The following is a 17,255-nucleotide window of genomic DNA, read 5'->3' on the forward strand; positions in this document are numbered from 1 at the left end:
ATACGACATGAAGACATCTTTCACACTCAAACGATCCGCCAAGATGCTGGCGCCGCTCGTCCTCGCGGCGGCACTGGCTGGCTGCTCCATGGCACCGAAATATGACCGGCCCGTAGCGCCGATCGACACAGCGTATCCTTCCGGCGCGGCCTATGTGGAACCGGCGGTCGCGACGCCCGACGACGCGATCACGGCCGAGATCGGCTGGCGGGACTTCTTCCGCGACCCGCTGCTGCTGCAGTTGATCGGCATCTCGTTGGAGAACAACCGCGACATGCGCAAGGCCGCGCTCAACGTCGAAGCGGCGCAGGCGCTGTACCGCATCCAGCGCGCCGAGGTGCTGCCAAACCTGGGCGTTTCCGCCAGCGGCGCGTCAGAACGTGTACCGGCCGACCTCAGCACCACGGGGCAAAGCGAGGTGCTCAGGCGCTACGACGTGGCCGGGGTGGCGGCCGCCTGGGAACTGGACCTGTGGGGCCGCATCCGCAGCCTTAACGACCGAGCGCTGGCGCCCTACTTGGCCCTCGACGAGACCCGCATCGCTACGCAGATGAGCTTGGTGTCCGAGGTGGCCGGCGCTTACCTCACGCTACTTGCCGACCAGGAGCTGCTGCGCCTGACAAGCGACACCCTCGCCACACAGAAGCTCTCCTACGACCTGACGACCCAACTGGTGGAAGCTGGCAACTCCACTCAGCTCGACCTGCGCCTCGTGGAGATCGCGCTGCGCACCGCCGAGGCCAATCATGCTGCTTACACGCGACAGGCGGCCAGGGACCGCAACGCGCTGGTACTGCTGCTGGGCCAGCCGCTGACGCCCGAGCTTTCCCGACAGTTGGACGAGGCTGTGGTGCTACCCGACAACATCGTGCCAACCGATCTACCAAGCGGTTTACCGTCGGAACTACTCGCGCGCCGTCCTGACATCCGCGCTGCCGAGCAGATGCTGATCGGTTCCAACGCCAACATCGGCGCGGCGCGGGCAGCATTCTTCCCAACGATCAGCCTCACGGGTTCGGCCGGCACGGCCAGCGCCTCGCTCGACGGCCTGTTCGATTCGGGCTCGCGGGCCTGGAGCTTTCTGCCGCAGCTCACGCTGCCCATCTTCCGCGGCGGCGCATTGCGCGCCAGCCTGGACATGGCACAGGTACAAAAGAGGATAGAGATCGCCAACTACGAGAAGTCTATTCAGGCGGCTTTCGCAGAGGTGGCCGACGGCTTGGCGGGCAAGCGCACACTCGATGAGCAGATCCGCTCGGAGCAACTCCTGGTGGCCGCGAGTCAAAAGGCCTACGAGCTGGCCGGGCAGCGTTTTCAAGAAGGCGTGGACGACAACCTTACCTTGCTCGACGCGCAACGCACACAGTACGGTGCGCAGCAGACCCTGGTGCGCACGCGCCTGACGCGGCTGAACAACCTCATCCACCTTTACAAGGCGCTGGGTGGCGGCTGGACTGAGCATACGGTGCAATCGGGCTCCACCGCGCAATCATCCACCCGGTCGCCGGGATAAAGGCTATGCGCAACGGTGGCGTTCCCCATCGTTGCGCACGGAGAACTGGATGAGAATCGGTGAGCTTGCGCGCTTGACGGGCACCCCCCGGAGAACATTCGTTTCTACGAGCGGGAGGGCCTGTTGCAAGCCCCGGAGCGGTCACGCAACAACTATCGGCGCTATGGCCCGGCGCATGTCGAACGGCTTCACCTGATTCGCAACTACCGTGCGTCGGGGATCGGCCTGGATGACGTGCGCCGTCTGCTGAGTTGGGCACATGAGGGGTTGCTGGAACCTGAACTGCTAAGGCAGGCTGTCCAAGGCCATCTCGCCTGTGTCGAGGAACGTATGGAGCAACTGATCCAGGTGAAAGAGCACCTGCTCGGCTTGGCCTTGCACGGGGCGGCTTCCGAGGATGGACCGGCTCGCGATGGCTCGTGAGCATCGCATGGCCTTATAACTGAATATATATTCATTCGTGTAATATTTCCGGCCAGACAAACGAATAAGAAAGACGCCATGACCGACCCGAACATCACGCGCCGAAACATCGGTGTTCTCACCGCCGCGCAGGCGCTCGGCGGCGCCAGCGCGCCCATCGTGATGTCGCTGGGTGGGCTGGTCGGCCAGCAGCTTGCCAACGATTCGGCCTGGATCACGTTGCCCGTGAGCCTGTTTGGCCTGGGCCTTGCCATCGGCACCTTGCCCGCAGCGTTCATCATGCGACGCCATGGCCGCCGTAACGGATACGTGGTCGGGGTCGGCTTCGGCGTAGCCTCGGGCCTGATCGCCGCACTGGGCATCATGCTGGCGTCGTTCTGGATCTTCTGCGCCGGCACCTTCCTGGCAGGCTTCTACAGCGCGTATGTGCAGAGCTACCGCTTCGCAGCTGCCGACACCGCCGAGGACGCACTCAAGGCCAAGGCCATTTCCTGGGTCATGGTGGGCGGCCTCGCGGGCGCTATCATCGGGCCGCAGTTGGTGATCTTCACACGCGACGCGGTAGCGGGCACGCCCTACGTCGGCAGCTTCCTCAGCCAGGCGCTGTTGCCGCTGATCGCCTTGCCGATCCTGCTCATGCTGCGCACGCCGCGCCAGACCCAGGCCGAAGCAGTCGCCGATAGCGGTCGGACGGTGCTGCAGCTCTTGGCGATGCCGCGCTATCTGCTGGCCGTGGCTGCGGGCGTGGTGTCCTATGGGGTGATGGCGTTCGTGATGACCGCCGCACCTGTAGCGATGGTCAACCATGGACATTCGGTGGACAACGCCGCCCTGGGCATCCAGTGGCACTTGCTGGCGATGTTCGGGCCGAGCTTCTTCACCGGACGACTGATGGTGCGCTACGGCAAGGAGCGCGTGACCGCCGTCGGCATGGTGCTGCTCGCCGCCTCTGGGGTGGTGGCCCTGGGCGGGCTCGGCCTGTCCCACTTCTGGGGCTCGCTGGCGCTGCTGGGCATCGGCTGGAATTTCAGTTTCATCGGCGCGACGGCGGTGGTCACCGATTGCCACACCCCGGCCGAGCGCAGCAAGGCGCAGGGCATGAACGATTTCTTCGTCTTCGCCGCCACGGCGGCCGTGTCGTTCCTCGCGGGATCGATCCTGCACAGCTCGGGCTGGCAGGCGGTCAACTGGATGATCTTCCCGGCCCTGGCGCTGATCTTGGTGCCGCTGCTGTGGCAGACCGCGCGAAAGCCGGTGCGGCTAGGTCCGGGCTGATCGGGCCGATGCGGGAGGTGTTCCATCTAGCGGTCGCCTCAGGCGCTACATCACCTGCTTCCACCGCTGCAGCTTCGACAGCGCGTTGTCGTAGGCGGCGGAAGTGAAGGACTGGATCTTGCGCCGAGGGTCTTCATCGGCATCAACGGCGAAATGAGGGGCTTGACCTTCCAACAATGGGAAGCCCTACAGTGACTCCATCAATCTCATTCAAGGAGTTTTTCATGAGAGTCAACAAGTTCAGCCTGTTGTTCATTGCGGGCGCCGTCGTGGTCGCCATCGGCCTGATGGCCGTTCAGAAGAAGGTGGTCCCGTCGGGTGAAGTGATGCAGGCCAATGCGAGCGGAGATCACCAAGGGCACGCGATGCCCTCCAGCGCCTCGGCCAATGACAGCCCTTCCACGACCGCGTATCGCGCCGTGAACGACCAGATGCACGCGGGGATGGGAGCGCAGTTCACTGGCAACGCCGACGTCGATTTCATGCGCGGCATGATCCCGCACCACCAGGGCGCGATCGACATGGCCAAGGTGGCGTTGCAGTACGGCAAGGACCCGGAGGTCCGCAAGTTGGCTGAGGAGGTTATCTCTGCGCAGGAAGGCGAGATCGCCATGATGAATAAGTGGCTTGGAGAACGCGGCCAACAGGCGGCGACCGGCAGCTCGGGCGACGCCTCGACGACCGCCTACCGTGCCGGCAATGACCGCATGCACGCCGACATGATGATTGACTTCAGCGGCGATGCCGATGTGGACTTTATGCGCGGCATGATCCCGCATCACCAGGGCGCGATCGACATGGCCAAGGTGGCGTTGCAGTACGGCAAGGACCCGGAGGTCCGCGAGTTGGCTCAGGAGGTTATCTCTGCGCAGGAAGGAGAGATCGCCATGATGAAGAGCTGGCTTGCCGCTCGGGGAAAGTGAAGGCACGACCATGAACCAAGCCAGCACCCCGCGCATCATCATCTATAGCACTCCAGCCTGCCCGGACTGTCGGGTGCTGAAGGAGTGGCTGTCCCAGCAGAGCATCGTGTTTGAAGAACGCGACCTGACCGACCCGAAGATTTCTGCGGAAGCCAAGTCACGAACCGGCGTGCGCGTGGCTCCGATCACGCTCATCGGTAATGAGGTCTTCTATGGCACCTTTGCGAGCCAGAAGCCGGGGCTGATGAAGGCGCTCGGCCGTTCGAAAAGTAGATGAAGGGTCTCAAGAAATACTTGGCCCGCGCTGCCGTCCAAGCTCCCAAGATACGCCGCCACCGCGCACCACGGCGGCGATATGCTGCCCCAGCCGCTGCTCGATCACCGGCCGCCACGGCACCAAGCTGAATCCCATGCCGTCGTCCAGCATCGCGTAGCGCCCGCTGGCGAGCATGACGCTGCGCCGGTAGATGCCAGCCACGCGCTGCCCGTCGGCCACCGGGCGATGCTCCAGGCCGGTTTCAGCGGCAATGCCCTTCGCGGCCTGTGCCAGTTCCCGGTTGCGCAGTGTGCCCAGCAGGTTGCGCGCCAGGATCACGCGCTGCCCGCGCCGCTCGGCCAGCCCCTGTTCGGCCAGGAAGTCGGCGCGCTGTTGCATGGCCTGTTTGGCCTCGCCACCAAAGCCCAGGTCGCCCAGGCCCGAGCCGCCGCCGATCAACTGCTGGTCGAGCCACGTGGCCCCGATCACGCGGGCCTGCCGCTCGATGGGCAAGTGCGATTTCAGCTCCACGGCCACGCCGCCCAGGCGCTGCGCGTCGTACTGGCGGCCACGCTCGGCCAGGTCGTCCGGCACCTTCCATAGCCCTTCGGCAACGCGCTCCACAATGCCGGCCCGACGCAGGGCCTCCAGCCGGCGGATGTGGGCGGCGACGACTTCTTGCGGGTCGCGTCCGGCCTTGGCCCGGCCCTGCCCGATCGCCAGGTGATGGTCAGTGCGGTACAGGCCATCGCTCGCCAGCGCGGCGATGTTCTTGTCGGCTGCGCGCACGTCGGCCGAGCCTTTCACCTCCACCACGGCGCCGCTCGGGTAGTTCGCCAGCTCGTCGCGGGCGTTGAGCGCGACGTAATGGGCCTTGCCGTCCACCCCGTCGATGACCAGATAGCCCCGGTCGCGCAGCTCGTCGGCCAGCCCCTTCGCGGCCACACGGCCGAGGATGGTTCGGCCATCGTCCCCCGGCTCGAACACGGCCAGCTCGCGCGGCTCGCCGCGCATGGCCCGCTGCACGGTGCGGATGATGTCGCCGCGCTCGCCCTGCGCGCGCAATGTCTTTTCCGCATCGGCATGGATGGCCCAGGTGCCGGGCTGCGTCTCGTCGGCCAGGCCCAGGCGCTGCAAGTGTTGCAGGCGGCCGATTAGCATCAGGCGTTGGCGCTGCAAGCGGGGGGCGTTGAACCTTTCGACGCGCACCAGGCCATCGCCGCCGGCCTCGCCTATCTCACGCTTGAGGGTGCGATCCAGGCTCGTCCACCGCTCTTGCTCCACCTCACGCTGCAAGGTCTGCTGGATCTCCAGTTCGGTGCGCGGCCCCAGCCATTCGGTCGCCAGCTCGGCGGCGCGATAGCGGAAGCCATCGGCGATGTAGTCGCCCGCGATGATGAGGTCTTTGCCGGTGTCGTCGCGCCCGCGCACGACGATGTGCGTGTGCGGGTTGTCGGTGTTCCAGTGGTTCACGGCCACCCAATCGAGGCCCGTACCCAGGTCGGCCTCCATGCGGCCCATGAGGTGCCGCGTGTAGGTGCGCAGGTCTTCCAGCTCCGCGCCATCCTCGGGCGAGAGGATGAAGCGGAAATGGTGCCGGTCGTCGGCGCAGCGTTCCTTGAAGGCGTCGAGATCGGCCACGTCTGTCTGCGGCCCGTAGGCTTGGCCCGGCTCGCCGTCGCGGCCCACGCCGTCGCGCTCGATGTAGCGCAGGTGCTTGGCGAGCGACTGCGGGCTGGCTTGGCGCTGGTTGACCAGTAGCGTCTTGATGGTCACGCGCCGCGACATGGGCGTCAGCTTCGCCCCGGCGAAGCGCGCCGCCGTGTGGCCGCGACCAAGGCGCGAGCCGGGCCGCTGGCCCGTGCCCCTCGCGGAGCCGCTGGCAACGCCAGGACGACGCACCGACGACTTGCCGCTGCTGACCTTGCCTGCCTGCTTGAGCACCTTGGAGACGAAGCCCTGGCCCCGGTTCTTCGGGGCGCTGGGGCGGATGCGGAAATCGTCATCGCGGCGGTCGGTCATGGCCGCGTTCCTTGCAAGCTCTGGCGTGTCCGGTCGTGCGAAGCACGCAGACATGCCCGCATCGGCGCGGGCTTCGCGCCACAAGCGGCACGGCGGCGAAGCCGCTCCGTGCCGCGCAACCCCCATGTGCAGACTGGTTTTCGACGCGGCCCGGTGCCGCGTCCTTTTGTCTTGCCTTCCGCCTTTGCCCTTCGCTGTCGCTCCGGGCGTCGGCGGCCCGGCGGCGCTGCTGCACCAGCAGCCAGCCCGCCGGCGAACGCGCCAATGGCCGCAGGCTGGGCGCGTTCGAGGCAAGACGCCTGCACGTTGGACGGCTGCGCCGGATGTTGCGCGAAGCGCGGCGCGGATGCGCTCGCGCTGCACGCGCGACGACACGGCTGCAGCAGCCGGAACGACTTGCCCGATGGCACGATGAGAGGCACGGCAACGTGCTGCGAATCGGCGGCCATCATGGGCTTGTCTCCAGCCAGACCGGATGCGCGACGCCGATCACGGCGGACGCACTGACCGGCCCGAAATAGCGGCTGTCGAACGACGCCGGATTGGTCACGCTCAACAGGAACAGCTCGCCCGGTTCGAGGCGGCGGCAAAGCTGCAAGGATGGCAGCGGCCGGCCCAGCCGGTCGGCAGGCAGCGCGGCGGCCGCAGGCACGCCGTCGATGCTTACCTGCCCGGCGACGATGCAAACGTGTTGCGGCGCGACCGCGCCCACACGTTTGAGCAGCGGCACGCGCATCGGCAGGTAGCCGCGATGCGCAGCCAGCATGGCGGCCCTATCGGGCAGCGGCACCAGCACGATGCTGTCCACGGACAACGGACGTGGCAGCGAGGCGGTGCGCGGGTCGAACGGCTCGATGCGATACCAACCGACCGCCACGCTGTCGGACGGGTTGTAGGTCAGACGCGGCAGCGGCGACACGAAAGCCGCCCAGGCCAGCGCAGCGAGGCCGACGGCGGCGAAGCACGCCAGCACGATGCGAGCGCGCAGGCGCGAGCGAGGATGCGGCGCGGCTTCGTGCGTGCGCGCGGTGGTGGATTGGGTCGTCATGGCAGCGCCCTCCCGGCCAGCCAGGCGGCGTACCGCTCGGCGGTGTATTCGGGCAGCGGCAGACGGGCCGCCAGACGGTTGCCCAGCGTGCGCCAGTACGCGGGCGACACATCGATGGCGGCGATGCCTTGCGCGTCGATGCCGTCGATGCATTCCAGCACGGAACGCACCGCGTTCTCGCCTTCGGCGTGCAGCAGCAGGCGTGCGCCCGGCCGCACGCCGGGGATGCGCTGCATGTCGTCCAGCGGCGTGGCGGCTTGCATCACCATGAGCTGCCAGCGGATCGTGCCGTAGTCGTTGGCCTCCCAGCGCACGCGGCAGAACATGGCTCGCGGCAGGAACACCGCGCAGCGCCGCCAGCGGTCGAGCCGCAGCGTGCGCGCCGGCTCACCGAAGCGCAGGTAGAGCTTGAAGCGCGGTTCGATGTAAGCGAGCGATACGCGAGTCAGCGGCACGCTGCCGGCCTGGCCGGCGAGTGCCGAAAGCGAAGGCGGCGGCGCAGCAGCCGGTGCAGCCGTCGCCGCGTGAGCGGCAGGCAAGGCGGATGCGTTCATGGCGGGTTCTCCAGGCGCTTGTCGGGAAACTCGCGCTCCAGCAGGCCGCGCAGCAGCGGGNNCGGCAGGCAAGGCGGATGCGTTCATGGCGGGTTCTCCAGGCGCTTGTCGGGAAACTCGCGCTCCAGCAGGCCGCGCAGCAGCCGGTGCAGCCGTCGCCGCGTGAGCGGCAGGCAAGGCGGATGCGTTCATGGCGGGTTCTCCAGGCGCTTGTCGGGAAACTCGCGCTCCAGCAGGCCGCGCAGCAGTTCGGCCACGGTCACGCCCTGGCCAAAGGCGGCGATCTTGATGCGCGCGCGGAGCGCGGGCGTCACGTCGAGCGTCAGGCGTGCGGTGTAGAGGTCGCCCTTGTTGAGCGCACCGGCATCGCCCTGGCGAATCCACGCCTCGGCGTGCGGATTCGCGGGCGGACGTGCGCCGATGCCAACGCGCTTGCTGCGCGGGCTGCTCATGTCGGCCACCGCAGCAGTTCATCGGCGAGCGCGGCAATCTCGCGGGTGGCGACGCTGTCGGGTGCCGTCTCGCGGGCGAGCCGGCCAGCGGCCACGCTGTCGGCGAAGACGATGCGCTGACGTACTTCGCTACGCAGCGCCGGCAGCGGCTGTTCGGCCAGCGACTGCCGCGCTTCCCTGCCGGTGATGGTGGTGCTGACGCGCCGGTTGATGACGAAGGCCGCGCGCAGTGCAGGCCGGAACACCTGCGCCTCGCGGATCAGCGCCACCATCTCGGCGCTGGCCCACAGGTCGTAGGGGCTGGGCTGCACCGGGATCAGCACGCGCTCGGCCGCCAGCAGCGCGGAGCGCGCCAAGGCGGCGATGCGCGGCGGGCCGTCGATGATGACGTGATCGGCGCGGCGGGCCAGCTCCGGCGCTTCCTGATGCAGCGTTTCGCGGGCGAGGCCCACGACGCTGAACAGCCGTGGCAAGCCCTGCTGGCTTCTGCGCTGCGTCCAGTCCAGCGAAGAACCCTGCGGGTCGGCATCCAGCAGGATGACGTGCTGGCCGCGCAGCGCGAGTTCGCCCGCGAGGTGCGTGGCGAGCGTGGTCTTTCCGACACCGCCTTTCTGGTTGAGCAGCGCGACGATCATGGCGCGGCCCTCCGGGTTGGAAAGCCGGGCTTTGGCTGTTGCGCGTGGTGCCGTTTCGCAGTTGTCCACCGAAGCGGCGCGCTTCTACTAAAAGTTATGTATTTCTTGTTAGGTATGTTAGAGGGCGCGCAAAGCCAGCAATGGCGCGGGTTTTCAGCCGATTTTTGTGCCTGATAGCACGAGGATGTGTTGCCTGATAGCACGAGCCTCCTGTTGCCTGATAGCACGAGTGAATCCACAGGTTTTCCCGCACTTATCCCCGTGCCGTAGGCAGCACGGGCCGGAAGGTCAGCAGCTCGGTTTTCTCGCCAGGCATCCGCTCGATGCCCAAGACGTAGCCGGGCAACGATTGCCGCGCCACCAGGGCGCGCAAATCGGCGGCGAAGTCGTAGAAGCGCGCTACGCTGCCCGACTTGCGGTACAGGTGCTGAAAGTCGAATTGCCAGCCGTGTTCTTGCCGCCCGCCATGCTTGCGCACCAATCGGTACAGCCAGCGTTCGATGCCACCGGTGAGCCGGAAATACGTCGGGTCGATGGTCAGCACCAGGGCCGCGTCCACCACGCCCGCATAGAACCAGTCCGGCAGGATCAGTTCGATGCCCAGCGGCGTGCCGCTGGCATCGGCCAGTTCCTTCCACTCGTTGATCCACGAGAAGCGGTGCAAACGCCTTCCCGTGGTTTCGCGGATGGACGTGGCCACCGTGGTCGATTGCAGCCGGTCGAGCGCCGCTTTCAGGCGCTGGTAGTCGCGCAGCGACGTACCGCGCCCGATGAAGCGCAGGATCTCGTAGGGGCGCACCTGCATCAGCCGCGAGGTCGGTATGCCCGCATCGCGGGCTTCCACGATCTGGCTGGCGGCCCAGATCAGGATGTCGGCATCCCAGATCGTGGCGATGCCATGCTCCTGCGTGCCTTCCACGCGGATGGTGATACCGCCAGTGCGAAAGTCGATCGGCGTTGTGCGCCGCGACTTGGCGAGCGAAAAGAACGGAAAGGCCATCAAGTCCTGGCTGTCGCGCGGCGCCATGTCGCCCGGCAGCGCGCGGAACAGGTCGAGTTGTTCGCGCTGCGGCAAGGCTTGCCCTGGCGGGCTGGGCATGGCGAAGGCCATCCACGCGCCGAAGGTCAGCGACCATCACGGTAGTCGCCCGCGTGGCGCTCGGCGTACTCGGGATCGGACGTAGCCGCGTAGCTGCGCGCATCGGCCCAGGCGTCGAGGTCGGACACCGCGTACATGACGCGGCGGCCGAACTTGCGGAATTTCGGCCCGCCGCCGATCACGCGCTGCTTTTCCAGCGTGCGCGGCGAAAGGCGCAGGTAGTCGGCGGCTTCGTCGTTGGTCAGGTAGCGTTGGGGCTGCGCGGGCGCAGCGACAGCAGCGGCGGCAGGCCGCAAGGGAGCGGGTCGCATGGGATGGTCCTCCATCAAGCCCGGCCACACCACGCGACCGGATAGAGGCACTTTCGAGAAATCCGGGCTTCCTGCTAAGGGACGAATTGCAGGGACTGCAAAACGTCCCCCTTACTGCGATGCAACTGGCGGAAGCTGCGCCAGGCTGCGATAGCCGCCGCGCATCAACGCCTCGCCACGCCGCACCAGCCGGCGCACGCGGGCGCGCAAGGCGCTGTCCTTGTGCCAATCGGCCACGACGATATCGGTGCCGAACAGTCCTTCGGCCACCTCGCGTAAGGATGCGCCCGCCAGGGTCGCGTCGAGCGCCTGCAAGCTGTGTAGCTCCAGCACCGCGGACGGCGTAGGCCGGGAGCGGGCCGCTGCCGCAGGCGCGGCCACGGTCGCGGCGGACAGCGCATCCAGCTCGGCCGCCAGCGTGCGATAGCGCGCGCAAGGCGCGGCGCAAGCACGGGTGGCGTAGAGATACGCCATGCCGTCTTCCAGGCCGGGCGCAAGTGCGAGCCGCAAGCAGCAGCCGGGCCAGTGCGACACCAGCACCAGGCGCTTGCCATCGTGGATCAGTTGCTTGCGGCCAGGCACGCGCCAGAATTCGAAGACAGCGGCTTCGGGCGGTGGATCGGCATCGGGAAGAAGCTGCACCACGGCATCGTGATCGGGGAACCAGGCCGGATGCGCGTCCCGCGCATCCAGGGCGGGATCTTCCAGCAGGCGCAGGCCCCAAGCCTGCGCCGCGTCCGGCCGGCGACGACGGCGCAGCCAGTCGCGGCGGTAATCGGGATTCCGTCGCAGGTACTCCCAGGCCAGTGCCGGGCCGTCGAGGTGCAGTGTGTAGAGATAGGCGGCGGTGGGATACCAATGCTCGGCGCTCGCTTCGGCCATGACGCAACCTCCCGTGTAGCAGGAACGTCGCCACGGATTTCGCCGTACGGAGCTATCGAATCGCCATCAAGCTGTCATCGGGTCGGGGTGAACTGATGTGGCAGGTGTCAAGACCGATTGGCTCCGAAGCATTGCGAAAATCGTCTCGATGCGACGGCTGAAACGCCAGAAAATCGGAGTCAGCATCAGGCACCGTGCCGAAACCCGCGCCAAAGATCATGTCTGTTTCGGTCAGGCACGCACCGATTTCGTGCAATAAAGCCGAGCAAGATCTATTCGGTCTTGACCAAGACCGAAATAGTCACAATGTGCTCGCCTTGGCTCGGCCTTCTCTGTCTTCGTGGCCGCTCAATCCGTGATCGAGCCGTTCTCCTGCGCCCGTCGGACGTACTCCGACAGCGGGCGCTCTGCCAGAAAGTAGAGATCACGCATCACCGGATGCTGGCTCGGCCCGACGATGGATGCCAGATCGGATAGCTTCACCGTTCCCAACGTCGGCAGGCCGATACCCAGGTCGATCAGTCCCCAGGCCGTATCACCGTCGTCCGGGTCAAGCGCGGCTAGCAGCCAGGTGGCGTGCGCGTCAGGGGTGAACAGTCGCACCGCCGGCATCGGGTCGATGCTCCGGCCAGCGGTGCGTGCCGCGCCGACGGCGAGCAGTTGCGCCCGCTGTTCAGCGGTGACGAGCGGCTGGGTCATGCCCCGAATCCCCACGCATCCGAAGATGCACGGGTACGCTTTTCCACCGAAGCGCGGAACCGCTGAAGCGGCTGCGTGCTTTGGCGGGAAAGCACGAAGGCGCAAGCCATCGAATCCGTACATGCACAGAAACGCAGAAGCGCAATTGTGAGGGTCAGGAAAGGCACGGAAGTAACTCTCTGGCTCCGGCTAAATCCGCAGTTGCGGATTTCCGTAAAAGCATGAGGCGGATTGCTCAGCAGGAATGAATACTATAGATTGTAGCCCTATTGGGTGCAATGAGCTGTCATCTTGGTTTTCTAGGGGAAACCAAGTTGGTGGCAGCGAAACACTCATTGGCGACGGCGATACGGACAGTCAGGAAGGCGCGCGGCTTGAGCCAGGAAGCGTTCTCCGACGTGTCCAGCCGTACCTACATGAGTTCGCTGGAGCGCGACTTGAAAAGCCCGACCATGCACAAGCTGACCGAACTGTGCAAGGTCATGGACGTGCATCCGCTCACGTTGCTGACTCTGGCCTATGCAGGCGACGACATGGACAAGGTAAGGCGTGTGCTTAAGCAAATAGAACAAGAGCTGCTATCTATCAAGCAACGGGATGTTCATGGATAAGAAGACCCAAGGCGCGTGGTTGCTGCACCACGCAAGAAAACTTCAAGCAACAACGAACCAAGATTTTGACTCGATCGCCTTCGCTGGGAAAAGTGGCACGTTGTTGTCCGCAATCTCCGCGGAAAGGCAAAGCGTTGTCACGCAACAACGCCTAGAAGCCCTCGCACGTGCCAACCACATCAGCCCCAAAACGGAACTCCCTGCAATCGTTGCCGAACTCGCGCGACAAAAGCTAATCCTGCCGGGCAGCGGGGGGGTGGAAGTCCTCGGTTTGACTGGACATAGCGTGCTCGAGCACACATCCAGAATTTTCGATGAAAGCAGCCACGAGGCACATGAAGAAGCCGTAATCTTCGTATCAGAGATTGCCTCCGAGACGCCCACGACGGACAAAGCTATCGCCGAGGTCGTTTCCGATAATTTGAAGCTTTCACGCAAGGAAGTCGGCGATACGCTGGATCTTGCGACCAACATCGGCTTCTTTGACTCTGAGCCGATCTCGGCTCAAGAGAAATTACTTTTCAATGGCAACCTGTTCCGGCGCGATGATGCGCGGAAGGTCAATGCAATTCTATCAACCTTGAAAGCCCCCGAGGCTGCGCTTCTGACAGAAGTGAATCAGAAGCTTCAAGAAACAGGCTGCCTACCATTGGAGACGGTCAACAGGATTCTCGGGCAGGATCTTTTCGCACGCCTTCACTCCATTGGTCTATTCGATGTCAGCGTCGTGGGTAATGATCAGGGAAAGAGCTACTTCGTTACCCGTCCGGCTGCATTCTCCAAATTCAGCAACTCCATTGCGGACGACGCGTTGGATTTGGCCAAGGCGCTGGTAGCCTCGCTCACCTACGGGATGACCGTCAGCAGCTATTACCGTGGCCGTATCCAGATGGTTTCGGCACTCATGAATAAGCTGATCGCAGGCCATAGCGTCGGTCCCGCCACCGCTATTGGAAGCGACTATCAGGCCCTTGAGCTCAAAGGCGTCGTCGCCGTGACACCTGCTGATAACGGCATGTTCAGCATGAGGCTCCTGAAGCCGGAAGTGGGGCGTCTTGCACTCGCCGTAATCGAAGATGGCGACATAACGGCCGAGAGCGTTTCGCATATTCCTGGTGCACGTATCACTGAGTACGTCGCGCCGGAATTGAATCGAGAAGTGCAGCGGAAAAATGCCACAGAGGCAGTGAAACTGAAGGCGCGCAACCTGCTCCAAGAAATTCGAACCGGCGGGCTCAAGAGATGAAAAGTCAACCACTAAAGGGCTCTGCCGCCGAGGAAGCGCTGCGGAATTATTTCCTAAGCATTGGCTACTATGTTGCCAGAGGCATCAAGTTTACATTCCATCGATTTGATGTAACCGATGTCGATCTGTGGCTATATGCGCGCAATTCGCCTCTCAGCAGAGAACGCATCTGCGTCGACATCAAGAACAAGAAGACACCGCAGGCTCTCGAACGCATTTTTTGGGCAAAGGGACTGCAGTCAGTTCTAGGTCTTGACTCGTGCATTGTCGCGACAACAGATTCTAGGCCGGATGTTCGCGAGTTTGGCCTCCAACACAATGTCCGGGTATTGGATGGTAAGTTCCTTTCGCGACTAACTAATAGCGCACGCAGCCACAAAGAGCGCATCACCGAGGAAGACTTCCTTGCGGATCTTGAATCGGGCTCTCTAGGCCGATTGAGTGGTGACTGGCGTGGCAGGTATGAGGAAAGCAAATCTCGCCTGCTTCACTCCTTGAACTTCGACGGATGCAACGCTTGGCTTGAAGACATCGAATATTTGTTGACCCAAATCGCCTCCGGCAATCGGGCATGGAGACTCTTCTATGCCTCATGCTCGCATTTCATGATCGCGATGGACTTCATCCTCAGAGAATTCATTGCTGAGGATCAGGAGCAACGCCGTCAGATCATCGAACGCGGAATACGCTACGGCGTATCAGGGCAGGCTTTCACGGAGAAGGTCGGTCGCATGGCGGCAGCACTGGTGGAGGGCGTCGCGGCTCAACCTGGCCTCGCTGATACGCTGCAACAGGAGCTTCAGCAACAGGCCAGTAACGTCAAAGCCGATCTGTTGGCCGAGTTCTTTGCCAGGAACCTAACGGGGTCAGCGGCGTTCGATGTGGCCCTTGCGTTAGAGTCCGCAGCCTTTTCGCCCCAAGCTCCCACGCCATCCGCGCTGCCTTCACAGGCGCAGGCAGTGGTTGGAGTGATCGCTGATTTTTGCGGCGTAGATCGAAAGATTGCGCTCGCCTAACGCGCAGGCGAGCGATTGGAACTGAGAGATGCCATGCCCCGCCGCAAGGGGCGGGGCGCGGTAGGCGGCCGTCAGGCTGCCTTGGGTTTGCTACGCGACCAGATCAGGTCGTGCGTGCCGTCCTCGTTCTCGATCAGGCGGGCATAGACCGTCGCGGGGAACGAAGGGTCATCGAGTGAAACCGACAGGTACGGACGGTCGGCCTGGCTGGTTTTCTTCCACGCCGCGCCGATCTCGTGGCCGGCCGCCTGAAGGTGGAAGTCGGGGGCGTTCTCGGTGTCGCCCTTGTCGTTGGGAACCAGCTTGACCTTGACGTTGAGCGTCAGGGTGCGGAGCGTGCCGGTGAAGCCGTCTTTCTCTGCGATGAAGGTGCCGATGTTAGCCATGATGTTTCTCCTTTCGGGTTGAACAAGGTCGCGCCAGTGCGTCCTTGTTGTGATCCGTCCGGCGGGGGATGGGCTGGCCGCACCGCTTGCGGTCGAAGCGCAGCGGAGAGCCTGGAAGCGAAAAGAATTTGTCCCGCGAGGAATGCGCGCAGCGCAGGGGAAATTGTTTTCGCTGGAAGGTTGCGACCATCAAGCCCAAGGCGCAGCCGCCCCCCCGCCAGGATTCACAACAAGACAAGGACGTACAGGCCGACCGCCCCCGAATGGAGACATGGCCGACTCGGCATCCCCGCGCGACGGCTTCACCGGCTTGCGCCCTGACGCGGGCAAGGCCAACCACCAAGGACAAGGGCGAGAACGCGCCTGCCGTCGCAGGCGGCAACGTGCTTGAGGCGTGGCGTGGAAGCTCCATAGGCATGGCCGTGCGGCGTGTCGGTGAACCGTCCTTCGTGACGACCAGGCAGCGAACTGCCAGCGTCGGGGACGGCACGCTTTCGCACAACCTGCCGCAGCAAACCTGAGCGTAGCCCTACAAGCCTCGCCCATTGCAGCGGGGCGCTGTCTAAGCACCGGCGGCGCGATGCGCCGGCGCACTTGCCGGCTTCTTGGGTTTCTCGCGCACAAGGCTGCTTGTGCGCGGCCCCTTCGCCGCCTGCCCGAAGGCGGCGAAGGGGCGTTTTGGCTTGGGCCTTGAATCCGAGCGCGGCTACCGCCGCGCCCGGATTCTTGACCGCCAGCTCCAAGGCGGAACGGCCTGGAGCTGGTGCGAATGGGGGGAGTCCTTCGTTTCGACAGCATGAAGCGCCCCGGTCGGAACCGGAGCGCCTATCTGCGGTGCAGGGTCACGCGGCCAATGCCTCGGCCGGTTCATCCGCCACGGCGGCAGCTTCTCCCGTACCGTCCTGCTCCGTGCCTGCTTCCGGCATTACCTCTTGCGGGCCTTCGGTGCGGAAGATGGCGGGCATCCAGCCGGTGCCATCGGCCAGCCGTTCGGCTTCGCTGGCACTGTCGGCCTTCTTCAACTTCGCCAGCCGGGTCACATGCTCCGGTGCAAACTCGCCCACGGCTTCCAGAATCGCGGCTTTCGGCACATGCCGGAAATAACCCTCATTGGGGTTCTAGGGATTTTCCGTCCAAATGCGACATTCAGACTGCTAAGTGATTGATTTATTGTGACTGGCTATGTGAAGCGCCAAAAAAGTAATACCCCTCTGGAGGCCGCGGACGGCGTGGCCTCCAGAGCACTTTGTCGTTTTTGGACGGAAAATCCCTAGAACCCCATGCTGAGGGTATTTGCAATACTGTATATACGTACATATACTTGCAATCACTATCATCAGGAGGGCGCCGCGATGGCCGTTGAGATCAAGTATGTTGTGGTACGTGGGGGAGTGGAGAAGATGACCTTTGCCAGCAAGAAAGAGGCGGATGCCTATGACAAACTGCTGGACACCGCCGATGAGCTGATGACACTGCTGGCGGGTGCGCCGGTCGCGCTTGCACCGGAGCAGCAGGAGAGTCTGGCCTTTTATCTGGCCGAGCAGCGGGATCAGTTGCAGCAGGTATTGCGCGGTGGAAAAGGGCAGGGGAATTCCCCCAAAGAAGACAAGCTGGATACTGAACTGCCAAAGGGGAAGCCCCTGAAGAGCGTGGCTTGAGACGAAAGGGCGGGGAAGGGGATGTGAGGCAGAATCCACTTTCTCATTCATGAAAAGTGCAACTTAAGTCATTGTCACGCCTCTTTTCCCCGAGAATTTTCCAACCACACCGCATATTTATTGAATATGCCGATTGCTCGTTATCATGGGGTATCACAGCAAGATGCCTCAGGTCGTTGCCCCCAAGGCGCACTGCAACCCCTGATGCCGATAACCCCATTTATCGGCATCAGGGGGGTGCGGCCC

Annotated in this window: 19 protein-coding genes and 1 pseudogene; 9 read left to right on the forward strand and 11 right to left on the reverse strand. The window is 64.1% G+C overall.

Features of this window, described 5'->3' with window-relative positions:
• The first annotated feature begins 7 nt into the window (after positions 1-7).
• From PG896_RS01675 to PG896_RS01695, 5 genes and pseudogenes are all read left to right on the forward strand, one after another.
• Entirely contained in the window at positions 8-1,513 is a 1,506-nt protein-coding gene (locus tag PG896_RS01675; RefSeq protein ID WP_270835329.1) for an efflux transporter outer membrane subunit, read from the forward strand.
• 90 nt (positions 1,514-1,603) lie between these two features.
• Positions 1,604-1,936 (forward strand): annotated as a pseudogene (locus tag PG896_RS01680) (MerR family transcriptional regulator); the annotation flags it as partial.
• A 78-nt stretch (positions 1,937-2,014) separates the two neighbouring features.
• Complete coding sequence (locus PG896_RS01685) at positions 2,015-3,211, forward strand: MFS transporter (RefSeq protein ID WP_210538759.1); 1,197 nt, start codon at positions 2,015-2,017, stop codon at positions 3,209-3,211.
• Between the two features lie 224 nt (positions 3,212-3,435).
• Complete coding sequence (gene copM, locus PG896_RS01690) at positions 3,436-4,134, forward strand: CopM family metallochaperone (protein WP_008786731.1); 699 nt, start codon at positions 3,436-3,438, stop codon at positions 4,132-4,134.
• A 10-nt stretch (positions 4,135-4,144) separates the two neighbouring features.
• A complete protein-coding gene (locus tag PG896_RS01695; protein ID WP_210538760.1) occupies positions 4,145-4,411 on the forward strand; it encodes a glutaredoxin family protein in 267 nt (88 codons plus the stop codon).
• A gap of 6 nt (positions 4,412-4,417) precedes the next feature.
• On the opposite strand, the gene PG896_RS01700 is transcribed toward PG896_RS01695, so the two are convergent.
• The 9 genes from PG896_RS01700 to PG896_RS01740 form a co-directional block, all read right to left on the reverse strand.
• Positions 4,418-6,412 (reverse strand): relaxase/mobilization nuclease domain-containing protein, encoded by a 1,995-nt coding sequence (locus PG896_RS01700; RefSeq protein WP_210538761.1) that lies wholly within the window; start codon positions 6,410-6,412, stop codon positions 4,418-4,420.
• A 448-nt stretch (positions 6,413-6,860) separates the two neighbouring features.
• Positions 6,861-7,460: a S26 family signal peptidase gene (locus PG896_RS01705; protein WP_116325962.1), complete on the reverse strand. Its 600-nt coding sequence runs from the start codon at positions 7,458-7,460 to the stop codon at positions 6,861-6,863.
• Positions 7,457-8,014 carry a DUF2840 domain-containing protein gene (locus PG896_RS01710; RefSeq protein ID WP_047337403.1) on the reverse strand — a complete coding sequence of 186 codons (558 nt, stop codon included), beginning with the start codon at positions 8,012-8,014 and terminating at the stop codon, positions 7,457-7,459. Before PG896_RS01710 ends, PG896_RS01705 begins: the two co-directional genes overlap by 4 nt.
• Positions 8,015-8,202: 188 nt before the next feature.
• Positions 8,203-8,466, reverse strand: a complete 264-nt coding sequence (locus tag PG896_RS01715) for a hypothetical protein (RefSeq protein WP_047337411.1) — start codon at positions 8,464-8,466, stop codon at positions 8,203-8,205.
• The gene (gene parA, locus PG896_RS01720) at positions 8,463-9,101 is read right to left on the reverse strand and encodes a ParA family partition ATPase (protein WP_116325961.1); all 639 of its coding nucleotides are present in this window, start codon (positions 9,099-9,101) and stop codon (positions 8,463-8,465) included. The genes PG896_RS01715 and parA overlap by 4 nt, the downstream gene beginning before the upstream one ends.
• Before the next feature lie 253 nt (positions 9,102-9,354).
• On the reverse strand, positions 9,355-10,212 hold the full coding sequence (locus PG896_RS01725) for a replication initiator protein A (protein ID WP_047337401.1): 858 nt from the start codon (positions 10,210-10,212) through the stop codon (positions 9,355-9,357).
• 14 nt (positions 10,213-10,226) lie between these two features.
• Positions 10,227-10,511: a helix-turn-helix transcriptional regulator gene (locus tag PG896_RS01730; RefSeq protein WP_011241663.1), complete on the reverse strand. Its 285-nt coding sequence runs from the start codon at positions 10,509-10,511 to the stop codon at positions 10,227-10,229.
• A 111-nt stretch (positions 10,512-10,622) separates the two neighbouring features.
• Positions 10,623-11,393 carry a DUF2285 domain-containing protein gene (locus tag PG896_RS01735; protein WP_047337400.1) on the reverse strand — a complete coding sequence of 257 codons (771 nt, stop codon included), beginning with the start codon at positions 11,391-11,393 and terminating at the stop codon, positions 10,623-10,625.
• Between the two features lie 348 nt (positions 11,394-11,741).
• Positions 11,742-12,092, reverse strand: coding sequence for a DUF2958 domain-containing protein (locus PG896_RS01740; RefSeq protein WP_047337399.1), 351 nt, complete (start codon positions 12,090-12,092; stop codon positions 11,742-11,744).
• A 278-nt stretch (positions 12,093-12,370) separates the two neighbouring features.
• Between PG896_RS01740 and PG896_RS01745 the strand changes: the two genes are divergently transcribed.
• Genes PG896_RS01745 through PG896_RS01755 form a run of 3 tightly spaced genes read left to right on the forward strand, consistent with a single transcriptional unit; the run spans position 12,371 to position 14,965 of the window.
• Complete coding sequence (locus PG896_RS01745; protein ID WP_154211320.1) at positions 12,371-12,703, forward strand: helix-turn-helix domain-containing protein; 333 nt, start codon at positions 12,371-12,373, stop codon at positions 12,701-12,703.
• A complete protein-coding gene (locus tag PG896_RS01750; RefSeq protein WP_116326035.1) occupies positions 12,696-13,949 on the forward strand; it encodes a hypothetical protein in 1,254 nt (417 codons plus the stop codon). The genes PG896_RS01745 and PG896_RS01750 overlap by 8 nt, the downstream gene beginning before the upstream one ends.
• Entirely contained in the window at positions 13,946-14,965 is a 1,020-nt protein-coding gene (locus tag PG896_RS01755; protein ID WP_116326034.1) for a hypothetical protein, read from the forward strand. The genes PG896_RS01750 and PG896_RS01755 overlap by 4 nt, the downstream gene beginning before the upstream one ends.
• A gap of 71 nt (positions 14,966-15,036) precedes the next feature.
• Here the strand turns inward: PG896_RS01755 and PG896_RS01760 are convergent, their stop codons facing one another.
• Both PG896_RS01760 and PG896_RS01765 read right to left on the reverse strand, forming a co-directional pair.
• Positions 15,037-15,351, reverse strand: a complete 315-nt coding sequence (locus PG896_RS01760) for a DUF736 domain-containing protein (RefSeq protein ID WP_047337397.1) — start codon at positions 15,349-15,351, stop codon at positions 15,037-15,039.
• A gap of 842 nt (positions 15,352-16,193) precedes the next feature.
• Complete coding sequence (locus PG896_RS01765) at positions 16,194-16,442, reverse strand: hypothetical protein (protein ID WP_442866191.1); 249 nt, start codon at positions 16,440-16,442, stop codon at positions 16,194-16,196.
• A 261-nt stretch (positions 16,443-16,703) separates the two neighbouring features.
• Between PG896_RS01765 and PG896_RS01770 the strand changes: the two genes are divergently transcribed.
• Entirely contained in the window at positions 16,704-17,009 is a 306-nt protein-coding gene (locus PG896_RS01770; RefSeq protein ID WP_010674755.1) for a YebG family protein, read from the forward strand.
• Positions 17,010-17,255 lie beyond the last annotated feature (246 nt).

This window comes from Aeromonas sp. QDB30, from assembly GCF_027707645.1.
GTDB lineage: Bacteria > Pseudomonadota > Gammaproteobacteria > Enterobacterales > Aeromonadaceae > Aeromonas > Aeromonas caviae.

Coding starts and splice junctions, on each gene's coding strand:
- PG896_RS01705 (WP_116325962.1), bottom strand. CDS start 7,460: ATGACGACCCAATCCACCACCGCGCGCACGCACGAAGCCGCGCCGCAT.
- PG896_RS01715 (WP_047337411.1), bottom strand. CDS start 8,466: ATGAGCAGCCCGCGCAGCAAGCGCGTTGGCATCGGCGCACGTCCGCCC.
- copM (WP_008786731.1), top strand. CDS start 3,436: ATGAGAGTCAACAAGTTCAGCCTGTTGTTCATTGCGGGCGCCGTCGTG.
- PG896_RS01760 (WP_047337397.1), bottom strand. CDS start 15,351: ATGGCTAACATCGGCACCTTCATCGCAGAGAAAGACGGCTTCACCGGC.
- PG896_RS01740 (WP_047337399.1), bottom strand. CDS start 12,092: ATGACCCAGCCGCTCGTCACCGCTGAACAGCGGGCGCAACTGCTCGCC.
- PG896_RS01710 (WP_047337403.1), bottom strand. CDS start 8,014: ATGAACGCATCCGCCTTGCCTGCCGCTCACGCGGCGACGGCTGCACCG.
- PG896_RS01695 (WP_210538760.1), top strand. CDS start 4,145: ATGAACCAAGCCAGCACCCCGCGCATCATCATCTATAGCACTCCAGCC.
- PG896_RS01770 (WP_010674755.1), top strand. CDS start 16,704: ATGGCCGTTGAGATCAAGTATGTTGTGGTACGTGGGGGAGTGGAGAAG.
- PG896_RS01755 (WP_116326034.1), top strand. CDS start 13,946: ATGAAAAGTCAACCACTAAAGGGCTCTGCCGCCGAGGAAGCGCTGCGG.
- PG896_RS01685 (WP_210538759.1), top strand. CDS start 2,015: ATGACCGACCCGAACATCACGCGCCGAAACATCGGTGTTCTCACCGCC.
- PG896_RS01745 (WP_154211320.1), top strand. CDS start 12,371: ATGAGCTGTCATCTTGGTTTTCTAGGGGAAACCAAGTTGGTGGCAGCG.
- PG896_RS01700 (WP_210538761.1), bottom strand. CDS start 6,412: ATGACCGACCGCCGCGATGACGATTTCCGCATCCGCCCCAGCGCCCCG.
- parA (WP_116325961.1), bottom strand. CDS start 9,101: ATGATCGTCGCGCTGCTCAACCAGAAAGGCGGTGTCGGAAAGACCACG.
- PG896_RS01725 (WP_047337401.1), bottom strand. CDS start 10,212: ATGGCCTTCGCCATGCCCAGCCCGCCAGGGCAAGCCTTGCCGCAGCGC.
- PG896_RS01730 (WP_011241663.1), bottom strand. CDS start 10,511: ATGCGACCCGCTCCCTTGCGGCCTGCCGCCGCTGCTGTCGCTGCGCCC.
- PG896_RS01735 (WP_047337400.1), bottom strand. CDS start 11,393: ATGGCCGAAGCGAGCGCCGAGCATTGGTATCCCACCGCCGCCTATCTC.
- PG896_RS01750 (WP_116326035.1), top strand. CDS start 12,696: ATGGATAAGAAGACCCAAGGCGCGTGGTTGCTGCACCACGCAAGAAAA.
- PG896_RS01675 (WP_270835329.1), top strand. CDS start 8: ATGAAGACATCTTTCACACTCAAACGATCCGCCAAGATGCTGGCGCCG.